Source organism: Ktedonobacterales bacterium (assembly GCA_036557285.1).
GTDB lineage: Bacteria > Chloroflexota > Ktedonobacteria > Ktedonobacterales > DATBGS01 > DATBHW01.
Genome location: DATBHW010000046.1, coordinates 1 through 19,747 on the forward strand (window position 1 = coordinate 1; position 19,747 = coordinate 19,747).

Genomic DNA, 19,747 nt, shown 5'->3' on the forward strand with positions numbered 1-19,747 from the left:
TGTTCGGGAGCGGGTCAGGTGTTCGAGGTCAGCGCGTTCCTCGGGCGTCAGGTCACGTGTGGGCAGGGGACGGGGCATCGGGCACCTCCAGCAAGCAGATGCCCGTATTATAGCAGATACTTACCGGATGGACCACTTAGAAGGAGCCTGGCTATGATTGATCCAGAGAGCCAAAGGGCTTTAAGGCGAGAGATCGTAGAGCGTATGATGGCTGATCGCGTGGTTCTTGATAAGCTAAGGGAAGAAATTCGCCCCCTGCGTGGCGCGATCCGGCTCATTCAGCCAAGGACAACAACATCCATATCCCTGGTGGCAACTGATGGGGGAAATAATAGCTTGCAATTTGACCCCTTTTTGATGCAGCTTGTGAGGATTGTTGATTCTAGTAATAATGAGTATTGTCTGGAAGCTATTACCCCCACGACCAGTGTTGCCAGCCTCAGTGCCAGACAATTCAACGAAGATGGGAGTCCAAGCACTCCGCTTGGGGAAGTGATGGCCTATTTAGGCGTGAGCCACCTGCAAGACCTCAGTCCTATGATCCGCAGTGATGCCGATGGTCGGCCAACCAGCCCAAGTTGGATACAGGATTATAGAGAACTTGTTGAATGGGCAATCCTCTTTCACCTCTTGAGGAAGAAGGACTTTGGAACAGATACATTAATTATCTATGATGGTTTGCTTCGTAGCAAAGTCTTTGCTGGGGATTTGTTTAAGCAATACCTGATGGGTATTGGTGAGGGCATTGAGGCCCAGAAACGGAAAAATCGCAGAAAGTTGTATCTGGCCGGTGTTGCTAAACAGAGCAAGGTTCTTACACGCTATCGGCTGGCAATGATGCTTGAGAATATCCTCACGACAGATTACCCTGCATACTTGGAGATTCCTAGGGAGATCGAGGAAAAGTCTTACCTCTGGAGAGAATATGCCCACGATGATGGTCAGTTTGTTGGGGGCAAGCTGTTCTTTGTGAAGTTTGGGAGTAACCGTCGTGATCCGATCTGGCCGATTGATATTTATCTCTCCCAGGTATCTGAAGCGCAAGATATTCTTGGTTACATGTTGGCAGATGCTATCAACGGGTTCCCTGTCCCGTTTTATCCGCTCTGCCTCCAAAAAGCTCATGAGAGCGCAGCTTTAGTAGACTTTGATTTTGCTGTGCTACAAGATTACATCTATGAGGGCATCCGCCGCGCCCTTGATGATGAGGCTCCAGTGCTGGATACCTTTCGTCTCCAAGTGGATGATCCAGCGCGCAGGCGCTATGAATAGGGGAGCTTGCCGATGGGTTCTATCGACCTCTTCTCCCGCGCTCATATTGTTGGTGTCTTTCGTGGTTTCCGCGAAGGTGGTCTGGAGTTTCATGCAGATTTAACCCTTCCCTACAAGAGCCATTTCCAAAGCATCCCGATGCACGGACAGTTTCTTCTGGTTCAACTAGAAACACCCGATGCTGCGGTGCTTGGAAGAATCGTTTCTCTTTCTTCAGAAGGCAAACTTGCTAGCGGTTCCGGTGAGGAGTTTAATATCCGCGCCGTTCAAGATAATCGCCCTATCCCTGAAGATTTACGCAAGCAATATCTGAAATACCGTGTCAATATTCGAGTACTTGGCGTGCTGAGAATAAACGCGCATGGGAAGTTGGTCTTTGCTCCATCACATCGTAGGCTCCCTCATGTCGGTAGCCCGGTGGCTTTTCCTTCTGAAGAAGTGTTACGGGAAATCGCTGGACACAATAGAAATGGGGCCTCCATCGGCTACTTAGCCTTGGGGGAATATATCTACGCTCAGAAAGGGCAGGATGTTGTTATCGAGGATTGGATGCAGATGATGGAACAACCGGATGTGCTTATCAAATTTCCCATTGAAAATCTTGTCTCCCGACGCTCGTTCATTCTGGCGCGCGCAGGGTTCGGTAAATCAAATCTCAACAAATTACTCTTTAGCAAGCTTTATGAGCAGACGCCCACTGTTAAAAAGCGTAGTGGCAAACAAGTTCCTGTTGGGACGATTATTTTTGACCGCGATGGAGAGTATTTCTGGCCTGATGATAAAGGGCGGGCTGGACTATGTGATGTTCCTACTTTGCAAGATAAGTTGGTGGTCTTTACGTCACGTAAGGCTCCGAGTGCTTTTTATCAGTCGTTTGTTGCCGGGGGGATCAAATTAGACCTTCGTCGGCTCAAGCCAGCCGATGTCATTGGCATTGCGCTTTCAGCAGAGCGGCAAGAACAGCAAAATGTGCGTAAGCTCGCAGCGGTGTCCCAGGAAGGTTGGGTGGAACTGGTAAATCTCATCTCCCCTAATAAAAACCAAACTCCTCTTAAGGAGATTATGCGCCTTCTTCAACTTGACAACAAGCAAGAAATTGAGGCGCTGGCTGCACGTGGAAACATGACTACCATTGTGCAAATGCTTCATGACCCCGGAAGCCAACTCATGGATATGCTATTTGGCGCTCTTTCTGAAGGGAAGCTATGTATTGTTGATGTCTCGCAGATGCGTAGCGGCCCGGCTCTGGTTCTTTCAGGTTTGATTCTACGACAGATATTTGACAGAAATCAAGCAGAGTTTACTGCCGCAGAACCAAAAACTATTCCTACCATTGCAGTTGTTGAGGAAGCACAGGCCGTGCTGAATGAGCGAGCCTCGGCTGCGGAACCTTATATCACCTGGGTAAAGGAGGGTCGCAAATACGACCTTGGGGCCTTACTCATTACACAGCAGCCGGGGAGTATCCCTACGGAAATACTCAGCCAGGGAGATAACTGGTTCATTTTCCATCTGCTTTCATCCGCCGATCTTCTGAACCTCCAGCGTGCCAATGCGCATTTTAGTGAAGACCTCCTCAGCACCCTCTTGAATGAACCCATTGCTGGGCAAGGCGTTTTTTGGAGTTCGGTCAGCGGTACCCCCTATCCTGTTCCGCTGCGCGTACTCTCGTTTGAGCATATGTACAGTGCGCTTGACCCAACCTATACAAAGGGTTCCGTTGATACTTTTGCGCGCAGATTGCAAGCTGAGTATCAGCATCTCATCAAGCAGGCTTTACTGCACAAGCAAGGTGACATGGCAAAGCCCGATGTTACGGCACAAGAGGACCAGCTTACAGCGGATGAAGTTGATCAGGAAGGCCCAGATGTTTTAGAGATTTGCAAGCGCAAAGCCCTGGAAGCCCTCGAACATGATGCTGGCTTCATGCAGAAGATGCAAAATGAGGGAGTATCCTGGGGATTTATTGTAAAGTTCCTTGAAGAGTATTTTCCCTCCACCTTCCAAGATCGCAATCGCATTGCGCTTAATCTGGTTCGAACGGCTCTCGATACATTTTTTGGACGTGAGGGTGAGGGCTGGCATTCTTATAGGGATCTGGAGAGAAACAACAGGCTCTATGTTCGGGCAGGAAAAGGCTAAGCCAATGAAGCTTCCTGGCGATGAAGGAGCTACGCCTTATGACCCCCTGTACGGCCATTTATTAGGCCGACGTGGCGATGCTGGAATGATGACAAATTCGTCATCATCATCGTCATCCTCTGGCAACTCCTCTGGAGCTGGCTCGCGCCGGGGCCGATTGAGGAAGCGCATCAAGACCAGAAAACCAATGGCAGCGGAGGCTCCCGCGTAGAGTGCTCGCATCCAGAGTTCGCCAGCATCACTGCCCGCCAGAAGCCCGTGAAGTGTGACCAGGACAAAGGTGGCAAAGCTGGCATAGTGCAGCATGCGCCAGAAGCGATAGGGAATGGAGCGGCGTATCCACGTGCTGCATAGGACGACTACCAGCGTGTAGAGGGCGACGACCCCCAGATCGACGGCCAGCGGGCGATAGGGTTCGTCGGCAGGCAGGAGGATATTCCCCAATGAAAAGGGAAGGAAAGGATCATAGATCAATGTGACCAGATGCAAGACCACCAGGGCAGCGAAGATTGTCGCCAGCACCTGATGAAGTTCATCTACGACCCAGGATAAGTGCTCGCCAGACCCACGCGCCACCCCGCGCACCATGCCGAGCATGGCGGCAAAGGTCAGCGTCACATAGGCTGATACGGCGGTGGTGCGTGTCAGATACCAAAGCAGCGGGCTGGGGGCTGCTGCGGCCTCCGCCAGCGTGCTGGGTCTTTGCCCCCAAAGGCTGCTCGCCAACAGAGTCACATCCATACCATGCCTCCTCCACCGCAGGTATCAAGATATGCCTGCATGTTTGCGGATAAGACAACCTCGCCCGTGCCAAGGACGAGCAGCAATGCCACGCCTTTATCGGCCTTTACCTGGGCGGCTCCTGCCCAGGCTTGCTCCACCGCATGGAGCGCGTCGGGATAGCCGCGCAACAGCGCCACTTTCGTGGCAGCTTCGGCGCGGGCTGTGGTTGGCGCCAGAGCAGTAGCGGTGGCGATCAGGCGGGCCGATTCGGCTTCTTCCATCTCTTCTTCTCCTGTAAAGGAAATCCAGACATTGGCTGGAAGGCCAGTGCGCGGGTCAAGCAGATGATGCCGCCGCTGGCCTCCCTGCTGCCAAAAGCGATGGGTACCTCCTGAGGTTGCCAGGCCGCCCTGACCCAGCGTCAGGACAGCGATATTTGGCGTTGGGCCTGGGCGGTGATCGTAGCGTGGGTCACGAATGCCGACTGCCCAGTGTTCATCCGGCTGACGTTGGCCGCGCAGGCGCAGGTCGCCCCCAACGTTGATAATGACGTTCTCGAAGGAGCGAAAGCAGCGTTTCAGCGCGGCATCTGCTGCCCAGCCCTTGGCAATCCCACCCAGGTCGAGCCGTGTCCCTTCAGGGAGATGGATGCGCTGGCGCCTGGCGTCCATCTGAATCCTGTGCCAGCTTCCGTCGGAGGCCGAAGGGCCTGTTTGCGTTTCGGGCAGTGTGGCCGCCTCGCTGGTAATCTGCGCAAAGTCTCGATCATAGCCTAGCGCCTCCAGTTGTGGCAGCAAAGTCGGATCGAAGAGACCGTCGCTCATTTCTGCGGCGATTAGTGCTTCCTGCACAGCAGTAAAGGTGAGCCGGGAAACGCCGCGCCAATGACCAGCGGCGTTGTTCAACTGGCACAGTTCACTCTCAGGATTGAAACGAGTCAGCCGCTGCTCGACTTCTCTGAGCCACGCCATACAGGCGGCTATAGCCGCCTGGGCGCTGGCTTCTTCCGCAGGCGGAACGGCTACGTGTACGCTCACGTCTGTCGCCATCATCCGGGTCGTTTGCTCTACCAGCCGGTATTCTTGTTGTGCAATGCTGGCCTGCATCATGTGGCGCCTTCTAGCCTGTGTAGGGTTACGAGGTTCCTGATGTGGCGGTAGGTGTTGGCGTTGGTTTCGGAGGTTTCGGTGTTGGCGTCGGCGTCGGCGGCCTGGGCGTCGGCGTTGGCGTTACCCCTGGCTTCGGCGTTGGCGTTGCCTGTGGCCGGGGTGTAGGTGTTGTTCCTGGCCTGGGTGTGGGCGTTACGCCTGGCCTGGGTGTAGACCCGGAAGGGGCAGCGGTTGGCGTGTTTCCCTGGCTGGCCTGGGTGGGAGTGACGCCCGTTTTCGGCTGAGAGCTTGCCAGAGTGCTTGCTGGCTTGTGATTGGTGAGCATCCAGGAGCCAAAGACCAGCCCGCCTACTGCCAGCAGCGCGGTCAAGCGAGTGCGCATAATGGCAGCGTGTCGTGTGTTGATCATCGCCCCGGGAACGGCTCCAACAGTTGCGCCTCCTGCTGGCGCTCGTCCACCGGAGGCAAGCGTCACATCTCCCTGGGGCATGGCAACACAACTCAGGACATAGCCAGCCCGACGCTCAGCCGCGCTGAGCGCCTCGCCGACGGGGCTTACCTGCCCCGAAAGCACCCTCAACTTGCAGGCGCCACACGCTCCTGCCCGGCAGCTAAAATCGGGGCGATAGCCATGTCGTTCCAGAGTGGCAAGCAGTGTCTCGTTGGCCCGCGCGTCCAGAACCGCCCCCGTTTCTTCCACCCGAACCTGCGCCACGCTGGGCAAACCGCCGCTGATAGCGTTCCCTCCGCGCTCAATGGTCTGAGCCTGGCTGGTTTGCGGCGCAAAGACTTCCGCATGCACCTGCTCGTCGGGAACCTCACACTCTTCTAGCAGCCCGTGCAGATCGCGCTTCAGTGTTTCAGGGCCACACATGTACCAATGCGCCTGTAATGCCAGGTGTTCAGCCTTTGACAACACGGCTTCTGGTGTCATGCGGTTGCCATCAGAGGAGAGATAGAACCAGCGGCTCAGCCAGCGCTCTCTAGGGTCCATCTCTTGTAGTTCGCGGCGGTAAATCATATCCGCCAGCGATCTCGCCGCGTAGTGCAGTTGCACCTGTGGGCAGTATTCCGGCGGGAGGAGCGCCAGCGCGCTGAGCATCCCCATAATGGGAGTGATCCCGCTGCCTACCGCCACAAAAATTAGTGGATCGCCTGGCTGGAGGTTTTTGGGCAGGGTGAAGGTTCCACGCGGTATACTTGCGAAGAGGATCGACCCCTCTTTGACTTTATCATACAAGTAGGTGGAAACGGTACCCAGGTGGAGCCGCTTAATGGTGATTTCCCAGGGCAGGTCGGGCCGTCCATCGCCACAAAGCGAATAGGAGCGATAGATAGTCCCGCGAAATGTCGGCAGGGCCAGCGTGACGAACTGCCCCGGCTGGTACGGCGCAGGAGCCTGCTCGGTATCTGGCAGCACGAGATAGAGCGTGACGGTCTCTGGCGCAATGATCTCACGCTGGAGTACCTGCACCGGCATCATATTGGCCGGTGACACAATTGGCAGTCCGCCAGTCTCGCCATTCCTGGAACTCATGGGGTTCTTCCCTTTCTCAACTAAGCGCTTAACGCGTTAATTGTCCCACTCGGCGTTCACATGAAAGGCAACAAAAGCGCCATTTTTTCCATGATTCAGGTGAGAGTCGGCAAGTCACTGGGCTGCATAGAATGGCACACTGCTTGCCGGGATTGAAAAGCGTCAACAGCTTGACGCTGATAAAGGAAAACTCAGCAATAGCATATCATGGCGCTCGGCTGTTTGTATGCCTTTCAGGCGTCGCTGCTATTATAGAGCCAGGAGTCACTTCTTTGTGATGATGCTATGAGCCAGCTAGCCCATTTTTCCTACATCTGCCTCTCATGAGAAGAGCGTTGGCTGCCTATATTGCTTGACTGCTTCTAGCCCTGCTGCTCTTGAGGCTGAGGCAGGAATCGGAAGGCGCTCCAATGCGCGCGGCTCGACCTTGATGGCTCCAGCCCCGTAGGATTTGCCTACCAGCGGAAGGTTGGCAAGCGTATCGGGATGGGTAAGAGCGCTCCAGAGCTTCTCCAGGAAGGCCGGGTCACTTTCATGAGGGTAGACACAGAGGAAGCCCGTCAAGGGCATGACACTGGCGATGTTGCGAATGAAGCGGGCGTGCCGACGGCCAAGATAGGCAAATAAAAAGGGTGGCACAGCGCGAACCTCCATCTTATACCAGGGGCGTCGTTGCGCGATCAATGGTCGCTGTGGAAGACCAAGTTTTTCACCCTCCAGGAGATAGTGCTGTACGCTTGGTGGAAATCCAGCGAGGGGTCGACCATCCAGCGACAGCAGCAATGTAGGTCGCCCGGCTGCTTGAAGCTGCTGAAGCATTCCTGGGGTAATCGTGTTCCCATCCACGTCGCGCGTGCGCCCGACGGCCAACCGCAGAAACTCATCTGGTATCTCCAGCGATCTGGCCTGCTCTCTGGTCAGGAAGAAAAAGTCGTTGGCGCCCGTAGCAATTCCACGCCAGACCCGCGCTACATCGGCCAGGACTATTCCAGACTGGCGCTCGGCGGCTGGCGGTCGTGAGAGGCCAGTGGAGAGACCTTCGCTAAGTGGTCTGTGGTGAATGCGCAGTGGGCCATCTGGCTCCGCGCCAAAGCCTGATCTGATCCACGTCTGGAGTTGCGTTGTTTCTGCCTGAGCGCACTGCGTCCACCAGAAGTCCGTCGCTGGCTCCGTCTTGCGGATCAGAAAGATCATCGGGTTGGTGTCTACCTGGGGAAAGGGAGATGCGGCTGGGGTGAAGGTTACGACAGCTTCCAGATGATAGCGCTGTGTGATCCACTCCCACAGCGGGCGGGCAAAAACGCCCTCACAGGTATCGGCGGGCATAATGAACGCCAGCCGCCCCCCAGGGGCGAGCAGTTGCAGCGCGCGCAGCAGGAAATAGATATGGAGTCCTGCCCGGCCATCAATGGCGGCTCCTAGCAGATTGGCGCTGTACGTTTTGAGATATGCCTTGACCTCGGCAGGCAGGCGATGGTGTCGGATGTACGGCGGATTAGCGACAATGGCGTTGAAGCGTCTGGCAGGCGGGTGCAAGACAAAGTTGCTCATCTGCACTGAGGCCAGATCATCTGCCGTTAAGCCATGCTGGGCGGCCTGCTGGAGCGCCGCCTGATCAATCTCGGCGCCCAGCAGTTCAATGCGGCTGCCCAGGCGTTCACCAATGACTTTCGCCGCCTTGAAGAAGGCGCCTGCCCCGACTGCCGGATCGAAAATATGGTCAGTCTCGCTTTGCAGCACATAGCTCACCATTGCCTGGGCAATCCAATCAGGCGTCCAAAACTGCCCCTTTTCCCGAAGCGCCTCGCGGGCCGGTCCAGCGGCTGGTAGTCTTTGCGGCTGCATGCTTTCAAGTATCCTCTCACCGGAAACTGCTGCTATCTGCTGGAAGCCGAGTCAAGTTTGCTCAGCGCCTCTGAATGTATCTTTAGCGTACCACCAATAAACTTCACATACGGCAGGATGTGTCCATTCTTATCTGTAATGGAAGCTGCCTCCAGTTTTGGCTCTTCTACAGCCTCGGCAAGCGGGTAGGCATAATGATAGTAAAACTTGTAGATGGTCTTCTTTGTCGTTGCGCCGCCTGGCGCTTGAAATATTTGTGTTGTTGGTTCTATTTTACCGCTCTCAATCAATTCCTGCGCCTCATCCAGGGCTAACCCGAATGCCAGGTCATAGAAAGCCTGCCAGACATGGATAGGCACGCCTCGCTCCACTTGCCACCTGCTTAACGGTGAGAGGTCTTCTTCTTTGATAATCACTGTGGGGAGTACTGCCCTCTTTTTTAAGCCAGGCTTGCCACCCAATCGCTTCTGCGGAGTCAGCTTTGCGCCATAATCTGCCATTTGTCGGACTTTCCAGAGGCTATTCTCGCATTCAACAGCGATAATTGCTTTTGAGAGCAATGTCACCATAGCTGGATGCTCTTCAGGTATAAATGGTAACTCCTGCTCCCCTCCCAGCTTCTCAATGATTTTATTTACGCTTGCCTCATCTTCTCTGCGAAATAGAAGGAGATCAGGGCGCTTGAGCTGGCCGAGTCCAGCCGCTTCCAGCCTCTCAAAATAGAGTTCATAAGCCCTCACATCATGATCTTGATCTGGCGCTGTTCCGCTGGGGCCATATGGCAACGCTAAATATTGCCTTGTCGCATTTACAGCCTGAATCAGACAATGCTCACTCCATTGCCCCTGAGACACGCGCATGAGGAAGTCGCTGCCGCGCAGGCGACGCGGGTTGAGAAGAAAATCCGCCCAGGGTGCAGGGGCTTGCCCCCGAAGTTCCAATTCGATCTCTTCTGGCGTTACGCTCAAGGCATCCTCAAAAAGACTCCAGCGTATGGTTCTCATCAGTGTCTCCTACAGTGGAATGTTGCCATGCTTCCTGGGCGGGTTGGTGTCGCGCTTGTTTTTGAGCATTTCCAGGGTGTGGAGAAGTTTATGGGCAAATGGATGTTCTATCAGACAAGCCTAGAATTGGGCGACAATCTTGTCGTAGTCGGAATGGCTCCCAATCCAAAACCATACGATGTCTTCGCCATCTTGATAGGCCAGAACGCGAAAATGAATACCTACCCTTGCTGAATAGTAGCCGCTTCTGCCTTTCGTTGGCTTGAAGCGCAGGCTTGGATGATAGGGGTTCTGCTGAAAGAGGGCATAGGCATCTTCGGCTTGTTTCTGAACAGAGGCTGGTAGGGAAGCAAGCAAGGCTCGAAAGTCTTTGGTGACTCGTGATCTCATGAGTCATCGCGCAGCGTGTCGTAGACTTCGCCGCGCGCGACCTGCTCTTTGGCGCGCTTCACCAGCGCATCCAGCGCCCGATCTGACCTGGGGTCGGCAAAGGTTGCTTCCCACTTCGCTTCTTCGAGCAATTCCTCCCAACGGCTCGCCAATAGCTCCTGTTCCTGTTCTGAGAGCTTTTCTGCCTCAGCGACCACGGCGCGGAGTCGTTCAATCATCGCTGTGCCTCTCCTTCCTGCTGTGTAGCTCTGCTCTCATAGAGTATAGCACATCTACAGGCAGCTTGCTGGCATGCAACGAGCAATCTGCTAGCCCGCTACAATGGAATGTTGCCATGCTTCCTGGGCGGGTTGGTGTCGCGCTTGTTTTTGAGCATTTCCAGCGCGCGGATGAGTTTGGGGCGGGTGTCGCGCGGCTCGATGATCTCATCAATGTAGCCGCGCGCGGCGGCTTCGTAGGGGTTGGCAAACTTTTCCTGATAGTAGGCGATAAGTTCCTGGCGGCGCGCCGTGGGGTCTGCGGCGCGCTCGATCTCGTCTTTGAACAGGATATTGACCGCGCCTTCCGGCCCCATGACTGCGATCTCAGCAGTCGGCCAGGCGTAGTTGATGTCGCCGCGCACATGCTTGCTGCTCATCACGTCGTAAGCGCCGCCGTAGGCTTTGCGTGTAATAACGGTGAGCTTGGGGACAGTGGCCTCGCAGTAGGCAAAGAGCAGCTTCGCGCCGTGTCGGATGATGCCGCCATGCTCCTGGCCGATGCCTGGCAGGAAGCCAGGCACGTCCTCGAAGGTGATGAGCGGGATATTGAAGCAGTCGCAGAAGCGCACAAAGCGCGCCGCTTTATCTGAAGAGTTGATGTCCAGCACGCCCGCCAGGACGCTGGGCTGCTGGGCGATAACGCCGATGGAACGGCCATTGAGCCGCGCAAAGCCCACGATGATGTTGCGGGCGTATTGCTCCTGCACCTCGAAGAAATCGCCGTTATCCACGACGCGGCGGATAATCTCTTTCATGTCATAGGGCTTGTTAGGGTTGTCGGGGATGATGTCATCAAGCGCCTCGTCTACGCGGTCAGGCGAATCGCCCGGTTCCAGGCGTGGCGGGTCTTCGACGTTGTTGGAAGGGATATAGCTCATCAATTGGCGAATCTGACGCAGGCAGGCGGCTTCGTTGGGCGCGGCGAAATGCGCGACACCGCTGATCGCGTTGTGGACGCTCGCGCCGCCCAGTTCCTCAAAGGTCACATCCTCGTGGGTCACGGTCTTGACGACATTGGGGCCAGTGACAAACATGTGGCTGATCCCATCAACCATAAAGATAAAGTCGGTAATGGCGGGCGAATAGACCGCGCCGCCCGCGCATGGCCCCAGGACCGCCGAAAGCTGGGGGACGACGCCAGAGGCCAGCGTGTTGCGCAGGAAGATGTCGGCATACGCGCCCAGGCTGACGACGCCTTCTTGAATGCGCGCGCCGCCGCTGTCGTTCAGGCCGATGATCGGCGCGCCGTTCTTCATCGCCATATCCATAATCTTGCAGATTTTTTCGGCGTTGGCCTCGGACATGGTGCCGCCAAAGACGGTGAAATCCATCGCAAAGACATAGACCAGACGACCATCAATCTCGCCATAGCCGGTGACAACACCATCGCCCGCGATGCGCTGCTTCTCCAGCCCAAAGGCGCTGGAGCGGTGGGTGACGAACATATCCAGTTCATTAAAGGAGCCGGGGTCCAGCAGCAGATCAAGCCGCTCGCGGGCCGTGAGCTTGCCTTTTTTGTGCTGGGCTTCAATGCGTTTCTGTCCGCCGCCCAGCAGAGCTTCTTGCTTGAGTCGGCGGAGTTCTTCGCGGCGTTCGCGGGTATTCATAGGCGGCTCCTGCTGTGGCCTGGGGTCAGGCCCGTTGTACGAGTTCTAACAAGACGCCATTGGCGCTTTTGGGGTGCAGAAAGATGGCGCGGCCTTCGGCGGCCTGACGCGGCGTGGTATCAATGACGCGCGCGCCGCGCGCGCTGAGATAGGCAAGGGCAGCGGCGATGTCGGGTGTCTCCAGGCAGATATGGTGCAGCCCCTCGCCGCGCTTTTCCAGAAATTGAGCGATGCCAGTTGCGGGGTCAGTCGGTTCGACCAGTTCGATCTCGCTGCCCTGTGGCCCGCCGGAAGGCAGGAAAGCGATGCGCACGCCTTCGCCGGGCAGCGTCTTGATGCCGGAAGGCTGCATGCCCAGCACATCACGATAGAGAGCCAATGCTTGATCGATGCTGCGCACGACGATAGCTACATGATCGATGCGCGTAATCAGATGGCCGGGCAGATCGGCGCTGCTAAGGTCGGACTGGTTGGTCATACGGGATGCCTCACGATAGCTTCGTCGAAGTCGTCAAGAATGGCGTGTATCTCTTCGGGGCTGAGCGTCTCCAGGTCCAGGCGTGGCAGCGCCAGCGGAATAGTCATGAAGGGGCCGTTGCGCTGATTCGCCGAGCGGAGCAGGCCATCGAGGGCCAGCAGCGCGCCGATACGCATGTCTTCGGGGTAGCCCAGCCCTTCCGCCGCCAACTCGAAGGTTTCCATATGCAGCACTTCATGCCGGTAGTTAGGATGGACCAGGAGGCCAAGCTCCAGATCAGTATACGTTGCGCCTTCCCCCAGGGCAGGCGGCAGAATGACGGTGCAGTAAATGGCGTAGAGGTCATGATCACGATAGAGGGCGTTGAGGGTGTACCAACGATCAGGCCAGAAGTGCTGAAGGCTGTGATAGCGCATAGGCCAGTCGCGGGTGGACCAGTGCATGACCGTACCCGCCGGGGTCCAGATGCTCGTGCGCGCTGCGCTGGAAGGCAAGAGATACCCCTCCCATGTTCCTGCGAGCCGGTGATCGTACTTTTCCTGGCGCATGAAAACGCGCGGTAGCATAAGTCTCTCCAGTGCTGCTGGCGCTCACTTCTCCCTGTGCGCCCCAGGCGTAGCAGTGTGATCAGGATGCCAGGCGACTCTCCAGTCGCTTGCACTTAGTAACATACGCAAAAAGTGTGTGAAGAGTCAAGGTTTCACTCGCCCAAAAACCGACATCAGCAGATACCAGAGGCCGAGCGCGCCCAGCACCGCTGTTGGCAGCCAGAAAGAAAGGATGATCTTTGCGGCTGATTCTGATGCGCTGACTGCGAGCAAAAGCAGGCCAAGAACGACCACGACCAGACCTGGCAAGACCGATCCGGGGCGTACCCACGCCGGAACAATGCGCGTGGCCCAGGTGATCGCTAGCAATCCCAGGGCCAGGGCCAGCAGATAGGCCGCTTCGAGGTATTCCCCGCCAATGAGGTCGTAATCGAACAGTTGATTGACAACTCCCAGCGGCAGGACCAGCGCGGTGAGGATGAAGAGGCGGCGGGGGTACAGAAGCCAGCCAAAAAACAGGCCAATGTCCGTCGCAAGGAAGGCGTCCAGGTCGCTGCCCCCATTAATTTCCACGATGGCAGCAGCCAGCGCGAGCAGGCAGAGGAAAAGCCCTTGCAAGAAATGCGCTGCGGTCAAGAAAGGATGCCTTGATGGTCGGGCGCTGCTGCGGCGCTCTTCTGGATCGCCTGGCGCGACAGAAGGCCGGGTGGGTGGCTGCATACGGACGCTCCTAACGCGGCAGATGCTCCCAGATGTCGGCGCTGTCCCATTCCAGCCCAGGGCCAGGCGGCAGGACATCCGGGTAGATGGAAGATGCGCCCAGCCGCGCCAGCCGCGCGGCTATCTGAGCGCGGGCCAGGTCGGGGGTGTTATTCGTGCGGCTGAGGTGCGCCAGCCAGACCCAGCGGGGCGCGTTGTCTACGATGGACTCCAGCGCGTCGGCGGCCTGATCGTTGGAGAGATGGCCGGTGGGGCTGAGGATGCGCTTTTTCAGATGCCAGGGGTACGGGCCTTTGAGCAGGCGCTCGTGGTCGTGGTTGGCCTCCAGCACAAGCAACTGCGCGGCGCGCAGGGCGTCGAGCAGCGGCCCCTGCGCCATGCCCGTATCAATGGCGACGCAGACACGCCAGCTCTGCGAACTGATGAGATAACCGCAGGGAGCGATGGCGTCGTGGGACACGGGGAACGACGAGACATCCAGGCTGCCCACGCGCAAACTCGCGCCCACTGCCAGAGGCTCGATGGCGCAGCGCGGCCCGCCCTCTTCGTCGGTAGGCAAAATCTGGCGCAGCGTCTCCGGCGCGCTGATAATCGGCGCTTCCCATTCGCGGGCCAGCACAGCGGCTCCCTGGGCATGATCGCTATGCTCGTGGGTGAGCAGGATGGCGGTCAACTGGCCGCGCTTCAATCCCGCCGCGCGCAACCGCGCAAACAGGATGCGCGGCGGCAGCCCGGCATCAACGAGCAGGCAGGTAGCGCCAGATTCGATGAGCAAGGCATTGCCGCTGCTGCCGCTGCCCAACGAGCGAACTTTCATCACGCTTCCTCTCGTTCTGCTCCAGGTTTTGAGCGTCGTACCGATGTCCCAAGCTGTAGATAGATGTGCTGGTACGCTGCTGATGATTATAGCGCGGTTTTCTTACAAATGTATATACCGATCTTGTTGGCCCGGCTGCTCGCTCTCTACATCACAGGCGGGTCTCGATCTCTGCGAGCAGGGCATGTCCACGAGTGATGTAGCGGTCACTTACCGCCTCTTCGTGATGACGGAGGGACCAATCTACCTGGCGCAAGATGAGATGGGCCAGGTACACGCTCAAGATCTGTATGGGACGGCGAGTGAGCGCGTATCCCCACAGGAAGTCGCGCACCGGCCCCTCATCATAACCATAGAACAAGAGTGTGGTTCCACCAATTATCGGGGGTTGCCACTGGTAGCGCCGCCGTCCCGGCGGCTCACCGCTGCGCCAGGGCGAGCGTTCGCCCTCCGGGCCACGGCGCCCGCTGGCCAACGGTGGCCGCGGGGACGGCGGCGCTACAGGTGGCCCCCGCTTTTTGGCAGAACCGGCGCTGTCACCAGGACGAACGCCCTCCCAATCCACCACGCCGCTGATGGCGCCCTGGCGCGTCAGCAGGTTGGCGGGTTGAAAATCAAAATGGACGATTTCGTTTGTCTCCCTGATACGCTCCTGATGGGCAATTACCAAACCTTGAAGCGTTTGCAGCATATGAGCGGTCTCTGGCGAGTGCTGCTGCAATGAGGTATGCAAGCAATATCCATTGCCGCCCTCCATAACTGTTTGGATGACTTCACGGGGCCAATCGCGCGGGCCAGCAGGAGCCTGGGTTGCGTGCAAGGCGTGCAGCTTCAAGGCATCTGGCAAGTTTTGGAGGGTTAAGCGGCGCATCGTTGTGCCAGCAAGCCGCTGCTGGACACTGTAGATTCCGCCCGCAGCGACGCCGATATACAGATACACAGGGGCGGGATAGCCTTGCATGCGCAAGCGTTCCGTCACCGTTTGCGCATACAGCACGCGCTCAAGGTGGTCTGTTCCAGGCTGCCATTTGAGGATAGAGCGACGCCCCTGCGCGTCGCTCAGGGCATACGCGCCTTGCTCGCCTGTGGTGTATCGATCTCCAGATAGGAACGTAGTTTGGTGTACGGTGTTAATCTGCTGGACCACCTCTTCCAAAGGCAGCATAGAAACTCTACCCATCTATTTCGTTTTTACTGGTTAGCAAGAACATGATGCGGATTTCAGATAGCGCGCTATTGAGATAGGTGTTCTCTGGTCAGCAGAGCGCGCGCGTTTTCACCCAGCACGAGCGTCAGTTCTTCATCGCTGAGACCGGAGGCGCGGGTATAGGCGAGCATCCGGTCCTGGGAGATCAGCGGATAGTCGCTGGCAAAGAGCAGTTTGCGCGCGCCGACCAGCCGCGCCGCGATGGGGAAAATGTCGTTCCGATAGAGGTAGGGCGAGGCGGCGCTGTCGTACCAGAGGTTGGCGGCGGCCTGCTGCACTTCGGGCATCAGTTCATAGAAGGGGAAGCCGCCGCCCCAGTGTGCTGCCACCACGCGAATATCGGGGAAGGCGCGCAGAAACATCTCCAGGTCGCCGGGCGCGACGTTGCCCTTGCCATGATAGCTGTGGCCGACTGGCTCGCTGGCGTGGGTGAGGATGAAGAGGCCATAGGCGCGGGCGACTTCCACCAGCGGCGCGAGCAGCGCCAGATCGCTGAGGCGATAGCCCTGGCCGTGTGGCATCAGTTCGCCGCAGCCGGGCATTCCGGCGCGGGCGCAGCGATCCAGTTCGGCCAGCGCGCGCGCGCCAGCGGTAGGCTGGATGGCCGCCAGCCCAATGATGCGTCCGGGGTAGCGGCGCATCGCTTCCAGCAGATAGGAGTTGCTCTCTTCGATCAGGCCAGGGTCGCTCCAGCCAAACGGGAAGGCGAGAGAAGCGTCAACACCGGAGGCATCCATCGAGGCCACCAGTTCTTCGGCGGTTGCCATGCGCGCTTTGGGATTGCTGTACAGTTCGGCAAACCAGGGGTCGCGGGCGCAATATTCGGCGCGGCGGGCGCGCATCTCTGGCGGGAAGAGATGGGTATGAGCGTCAATAATCACGGTGCATGCTGGCGGTTCCCCGGCTGGCGCGCGCCAGGCAGGAAAGGCGCTTCTCCTCTGGAGGCAGTATAGCATGGGCTGATAGGCCGCTGCAATCTACGCGCAGGATGCTTTTCTTGACATCACCTGCGCCAGACCGCTATACTTTCAGCGAGCCGGGTAATGGGAGCGTGTCTGGGAAGGCAGTCCGGCTGAAACATACAGGTAAAAAAAGCGCTCAGGTGGGCTGGCACAAAACATGCCCAGACAGGCTTCTCACTTCGTTTCCCTTTCTTTCTGATGGACCAGCGGAGGGCCAGTTTGTCTTTCGTACAAACGCAGCGCCCGAACCGCCGTTTACGCTCGCCATTTTAGGGATGGGAAAGGCCGAATATGAGTGCTGCGACCGCAGCGGATGTTCGTGTGGTTGTGCTGACACAGGAGCATCGGGGGCATGGGGTTGGCACAGCTTTATTTTATCTCGGACAGGCGTTGGTGCGTCAGGGGGTGCGGGTGCTGATCGCCGATCTTTCGTTGAGACGCTCGCTCCTGGGCGCGTTATTTGAACACTCTCCAATGAAGAATCTGGGGCTGTGGACGCCGGGCGCGCTGCCGCCTGAGCAGTTGTCGAGCGTGCTGGGGCGCGCTCGCCAGGAAGTGGCTGGCCGCGCCGATTGCATTCTGGTGGATGTGGATGCGCTGCTGCTGGAGCACGCGGGGGGCATGCGGGTGGGCATTGATTATCTGATCCTGGCGATTGATAACACGACCGAGGCTCGCCAGGGCGCTACCAAACTGGCCGAGCGCCTGGGCGCGTTGGACCCTGGGGGACGAGCAGCGGTGTTATTTGCGCGCGTGCCTGCCCAGGAAGATCAAAATCTGGAGACGCGGCTGGAGGGCGGGCTGCCGGTGTTGGGGAGCCTTCCGGCTGATTACTTGCTGGCAACTGCCGATGATTACACGGTGCGTGGCGCGCCGCCGCCTTCTCCCCACGAAGCGTATGTATCGGCCATTAACCGGATCGCTACGACGCTGATTCGGCTGGCGCCTCTGCGGCGCGGCTCCGGGCGTTCGGCCTGATGAGCGAACATCCCCTGGATGCGACGAATACAAGCGCATCCAGGGGATGGTTTGTTAGACTTCCATGACGACCGGCAAGATCATCGGGCGGCGCTTGGTTTTCTCGTAGAGGAAATCACCGAGCGTATCCTTAATCTTGGCTTTGACGTAGGTCCAGTCGGCGGTATGGCCGTTGCGCGAGTGCATGCCAAAGGATTCAAGGACATGCGCGCGGGCCAGGCCGATCAGTTCATCGGCGTCGCGCATGTAGATGAAGCCGCGCGAGATGATGTCGGGACCGGATACAGGCTGGCCGGTCTCTTTGTCCACTGTCAGGACGGCCATCAGAATGCCATCCTGAGCCAGTACCTGGCGGTCGCGCATCACGATGCTGCCAATGTCGCCCACGCCCAGGCCGTCCACAAAGATGTTGCCGCAGGGGTAGTGATCGGCTTTGCGGATGCCCTCTGGCGTGACTTCGATAATGTCGCCATCTTCGGCGATGACGATATGGTCCTCCGGGATGCCCAGCGATTTGCCCAGTTTGGCATGCGCCACAAGCTGGCGCATTTCCCCATGCACCGGGACCAGGAATTGTGGGCGGACCAGATTCAGCATCAGCTTCAGTTCTTCCTGGCTGCCATGCCCGGAAACATGGACCGGCGCGATCCCAGGGTAGTAGACCTCTGCGCCCTGGCGCAGCAGGTTATTGATCGTGCGCCCGACGAGTTTTTCGTTGCCCGGCACTGGCGTGGCCGAAAGGATGACCGTATCGCCGGGCTGGACGCGCACAATCTTGTGATCGCCATTTGCCATGCGGGTCAGGGCCGAGGTCGGCTCGCCCTGGCTGCCGGTGCAGATGATGGCGATCTGCTGTGGCTCGAAGAAGAACATCTCTTCCGGGCGCACGAGCGTGCCTTCAGGGATGTTCAGATAGCCCAGTTCCATTGCCATCTGAGCGTTGCTAATCATCGTGCGGCCAACCAGCGCGACGCGTCGGTCGTAGCGGACGGCGGTATCCACGACCTGCTGCATGCGCGAGATCAGCGAGGCAAAGGTTGCCAGGATGATGCGCCCAGGGGCATTGGCAAAAAGCTTATCAAGCGTATCGTTGATGACGCGCTCGGAGGGCGTATAGCCGGGTGATTCGGCGCGGGTGCTATCGCCCAGCAGCGCCAGCACCCCTTCCTGGCCGATGCGCGCCAGCACGCCGAAGTCGGCGGGCAGGCCATCAACCGGGGTATGGTCGAATTTGTAATCGCCGGTATGCACCAGGATGCCCAGCGGCGTGCGAATGACGACTCCCACAGCGTCGGGGATGCTGTGGTTGACGCGGAAGAACTCGACGCTCAGCGCGCCCAGGTCCAGGTGGTCATCGGCGGTAATTGTGTTCAGCGCGGCCTGGCTCAGCAGACGATGTTCCTTGAGCTTGACTTCAATCAGCCCGCGCGTGAGTTTGGTGGAGTACACGGGTGGAAAGCCGAGCATAGGCAGAATATAGGGAATGCCGCCGATGTGGTCTTCGTGTCCATGCGTGATGATGAGGGCGCGAATGCGGTCAAGCTTGTCGTGCAGGTAGCCCGTGTCCGGGATAACCAGATCGACGCCCAGCATCTCTGCTTCCGGGAACATCAGTCCGGCGTCAACGATGACAATATCCTCGCCATATTCGATGACCATCATGTTTTTCCCTACCTCGCCCAATCCACCCAGCGGAACAAGCCGTACTACTGCTTTCTTGTCTCCTTGTTTTTTCCCCGACCCTCGTCCATTTACAACTTCAGAACCCAAGAGATAAAATCCTCCTAGCCGTCGAGCCTTCTTTCACTCCACGGCTGCTCAATATTTCGGCCCCGCTCACGTTTCGAGCGTTAGAGGCCGAATCTGTTTTCAGATGTGATGTTGAATCGCGCTGTTCTACAGCGGTTCCTCTCATCAATATCTTCACTCGCGCCCACCGCCGGGCGGGAGTAAAACGCTTATTTTCTCTATTTGACGCCTGACGCACAGGCGTAAGCTTAGTCTGATGTGATCCCAACCTATTCAATGTCAGAATATGATAGATGAGTTCAGGCCAACTGCCAGGCTATACAAACAGCATGCTTTTTACTTATTGTAGCACACCAGAGGCTCAAGGGCAAGGTGAAGGCGGCGGCCAATTGCCGCCGC

At 57.7% G+C, this 19,747-nt stretch carries 18 protein-coding genes; 3 read left to right on the forward strand and 15 right to left on the reverse strand.

The window, feature by feature from the left end; genetic code table 11:
- Positions 1 to 153: 153 nt before the first annotated feature.
- Both VH599_13590 and VH599_13595 read left to right on the forward strand, forming a co-directional pair.
- On the forward strand, positions 154 to 1,272 hold the full coding sequence (locus VH599_13590; GenBank protein ID HEY7349341.1) for a hypothetical protein: 1,119 nt from the start codon (positions 154 to 156) through the stop codon (positions 1,270 to 1,272).
- 12 nt (positions 1,273 to 1,284) lie between these two features.
- Complete coding sequence (locus VH599_13595) at positions 1,285 to 3,414, forward strand: ATP-binding protein (protein HEY7349342.1); 2,130 nt, start codon at positions 1,285 to 1,287, stop codon at positions 3,412 to 3,414.
- Positions 3,415 to 3,450: 36 nt separating this feature from the next.
- Here VH599_13595 and VH599_13600 read toward each other — a convergent pair whose 3' ends face one another.
- The 14 genes from VH599_13600 to VH599_13665 all read right to left on the reverse strand — a co-directional run bounded on the left by VH599_13600 (position 3,451) and on the right by VH599_13665 (position 16,540).
- The gene (locus VH599_13600; GenBank protein ID HEY7349343.1) at positions 3,451 to 4,155 is read right to left on the reverse strand and encodes a ferric reductase-like transmembrane domain-containing protein; all 705 of its coding nucleotides are present in this window, start codon (positions 4,153 to 4,155) and stop codon (positions 3,451 to 3,453) included.
- Positions 4,146 to 5,246, reverse strand: coding sequence for an FAD:protein FMN transferase (locus tag VH599_13605; protein HEY7349344.1), 1,101 nt, complete (start codon positions 5,244 to 5,246; stop codon positions 4,146 to 4,148). Before VH599_13605 ends, VH599_13600 begins: the two co-directional genes overlap by 10 nt.
- A 25-nt stretch (positions 5,247 to 5,271) precedes the next feature.
- Entirely contained in the window at positions 5,272 to 6,783 is a 1,512-nt protein-coding gene (locus tag VH599_13610) for a 2Fe-2S iron-sulfur cluster-binding protein (protein ID HEY7349345.1), read from the reverse strand.
- Between the two features lie 321 nt (positions 6,784 to 7,104).
- Positions 7,105 to 8,628 (reverse strand): N-6 DNA methylase, encoded by a 1,524-nt coding sequence (locus VH599_13615; GenBank protein ID HEY7349346.1) that lies wholly within the window; start codon positions 8,626 to 8,628, stop codon positions 7,105 to 7,107.
- 32 nt (positions 8,629 to 8,660) lie between these two features.
- Entirely contained in the window at positions 8,661 to 9,632 is a 972-nt protein-coding gene (locus tag VH599_13620) for an AccI family restriction endonuclease (protein HEY7349347.1), read from the reverse strand.
- 120 nt (positions 9,633 to 9,752) lie between these two features.
- Entirely contained in the window at positions 9,753 to 10,022 is a 270-nt protein-coding gene (locus VH599_13625) for a hypothetical protein (GenBank protein ID HEY7349348.1), read from the reverse strand.
- The gene (locus tag VH599_13630; protein ID HEY7349349.1) at positions 10,019 to 10,240 is read right to left on the reverse strand and encodes a hypothetical protein; all 222 of its coding nucleotides are present in this window, start codon (positions 10,238 to 10,240) and stop codon (positions 10,019 to 10,021) included. The genes VH599_13625 and VH599_13630 overlap by 4 nt, the downstream gene beginning before the upstream one ends.
- A 98-nt stretch (positions 10,241 to 10,338) precedes the next feature.
- Entirely contained in the window at positions 10,339 to 11,889 is a 1,551-nt protein-coding gene (locus VH599_13635) for an acyl-CoA carboxylase subunit beta (protein HEY7349350.1), read from the reverse strand.
- A 25-nt stretch (positions 11,890 to 11,914) separates the two neighbouring features.
- On the reverse strand, positions 11,915 to 12,367 hold the full coding sequence (gene mce / locus VH599_13640; protein HEY7349351.1) for a methylmalonyl-CoA epimerase: 453 nt from the start codon (positions 12,365 to 12,367) through the stop codon (positions 11,915 to 11,917).
- A complete protein-coding gene (locus VH599_13645; protein ID HEY7349352.1) occupies positions 12,364 to 12,933 on the reverse strand; it encodes a DUF402 domain-containing protein in 570 nt (189 codons plus the stop codon). The genes mce and VH599_13645 overlap by 4 nt, the downstream gene beginning before the upstream one ends.
- 126 nt (positions 12,934 to 13,059) lie before the next feature.
- Positions 13,060 to 13,635: a hypothetical protein gene (locus VH599_13650; GenBank protein HEY7349353.1), complete on the reverse strand. Its 576-nt coding sequence runs from the start codon at positions 13,633 to 13,635 to the stop codon at positions 13,060 to 13,062.
- Positions 13,636 to 13,645: 10 nt separating this feature from the next.
- Positions 13,646 to 14,452, reverse strand: a complete 807-nt coding sequence (locus VH599_13655) for an MBL fold metallo-hydrolase (protein HEY7349354.1) — start codon at positions 14,450 to 14,452, stop codon at positions 13,646 to 13,648.
- Between the two features lie 151 nt (positions 14,453 to 14,603).
- On the reverse strand, positions 14,604 to 15,617 hold the full coding sequence (locus VH599_13660; protein ID HEY7349355.1) for a phosphotransferase: 1,014 nt from the start codon (positions 15,615 to 15,617) through the stop codon (positions 14,604 to 14,606).
- Between the two features lie 68 nt (positions 15,618 to 15,685).
- On the reverse strand, positions 15,686 to 16,540 hold the full coding sequence (locus VH599_13665; GenBank protein HEY7349356.1) for an amidohydrolase family protein: 855 nt from the start codon (positions 16,538 to 16,540) through the stop codon (positions 15,686 to 15,688).
- Between the two features lie 372 nt (positions 16,541 to 16,912).
- Between VH599_13665 and VH599_13670 the strand changes: the two genes are divergently transcribed.
- A complete protein-coding gene (locus tag VH599_13670) occupies positions 16,913 to 17,599 on the forward strand; it encodes a hypothetical protein (protein HEY7349357.1) in 687 nt (228 codons plus the stop codon).
- Positions 17,600 to 17,653: 54 nt separating this feature from the next.
- Here VH599_13670 and VH599_13675 read toward each other — a convergent pair whose 3' ends face one another.
- On the reverse strand, positions 17,654 to 19,369 hold the full coding sequence (locus VH599_13675; GenBank protein ID HEY7349358.1) for a ribonuclease J: 1,716 nt from the start codon (positions 19,367 to 19,369) through the stop codon (positions 17,654 to 17,656).
- Between the last annotated feature and the right edge of the window lie 378 nt (positions 19,370 to 19,747).

Bases quoted from the DNA above. Each gene is read 5' to 3' on its own strand.
- VH599_13620 (HEY7349347.1), bottom strand. From the start codon at position 9,632: ATGAGAACCATACGCTGGAGTCTTTTTGAGGATGCCTTGAGCGTAACG.
- VH599_13625 (HEY7349348.1), bottom strand. From the start codon at position 10,022: ATGAGATCACGAGTCACCAAAGACTTTCGAGCCTTGCTTGCTTCCCTA.
- VH599_13630 (HEY7349349.1), bottom strand. From the start codon at position 10,240: ATGATTGAACGACTCCGCGCCGTGGTCGCTGAGGCAGAAAAGCTCTCA.
- VH599_13670 (HEY7349357.1), top strand. From the start codon at position 16,913: ATGAGTGCTGCGACCGCAGCGGATGTTCGTGTGGTTGTGCTGACACAG.
- VH599_13615 (HEY7349346.1), bottom strand. From the start codon at position 8,628: ATGCAGCCGCAAAGACTACCAGCCGCTGGACCGGCCCGCGAGGCGCTT.
- VH599_13650 (HEY7349353.1), bottom strand. From the start codon at position 13,635: ATGCAGCCACCCACCCGGCCTTCTGTCGCGCCAGGCGATCCAGAAGAG.
- VH599_13605 (HEY7349344.1), bottom strand. From the start codon at position 5,246: ATGATGCAGGCCAGCATTGCACAACAAGAATACCGGCTGGTAGAGCAA.
- VH599_13590 (HEY7349341.1), top strand. From the start codon at position 154: ATGATTGATCCAGAGAGCCAAAGGGCTTTAAGGCGAGAGATCGTAGAG.
- VH599_13600 (HEY7349343.1), bottom strand. From the start codon at position 4,155: ATGGATGTGACTCTGTTGGCGAGCAGCCTTTGGGGGCAAAGACCCAGC.
- VH599_13635 (HEY7349350.1), bottom strand. From the start codon at position 11,889: ATGAATACCCGCGAACGCCGCGAAGAACTCCGCCGACTCAAGCAAGAA.
- VH599_13660 (HEY7349355.1), bottom strand. From the start codon at position 15,617: ATGCTGCCTTTGGAAGAGGTGGTCCAGCAGATTAACACCGTACACCAA.
- mce (HEY7349351.1), bottom strand. From the start codon at position 12,367: ATGACCAACCAGTCCGACCTTAGCAGCGCCGATCTGCCCGGCCATCTG.
- VH599_13645 (HEY7349352.1), bottom strand. From the start codon at position 12,933: ATGCTACCGCGCGTTTTCATGCGCCAGGAAAAGTACGATCACCGGCTC.
- VH599_13655 (HEY7349354.1), bottom strand. From the start codon at position 14,452: ATGAAAGTTCGCTCGTTGGGCAGCGGCAGCAGCGGCAATGCCTTGCTC.
- VH599_13610 (HEY7349345.1), bottom strand. From the start codon at position 6,783: ATGAGTTCCAGGAATGGCGAGACTGGCGGACTGCCAATTGTGTCACCG.
- VH599_13595 (HEY7349342.1), top strand. From the start codon at position 1,285: ATGGGTTCTATCGACCTCTTCTCCCGCGCTCATATTGTTGGTGTCTTT.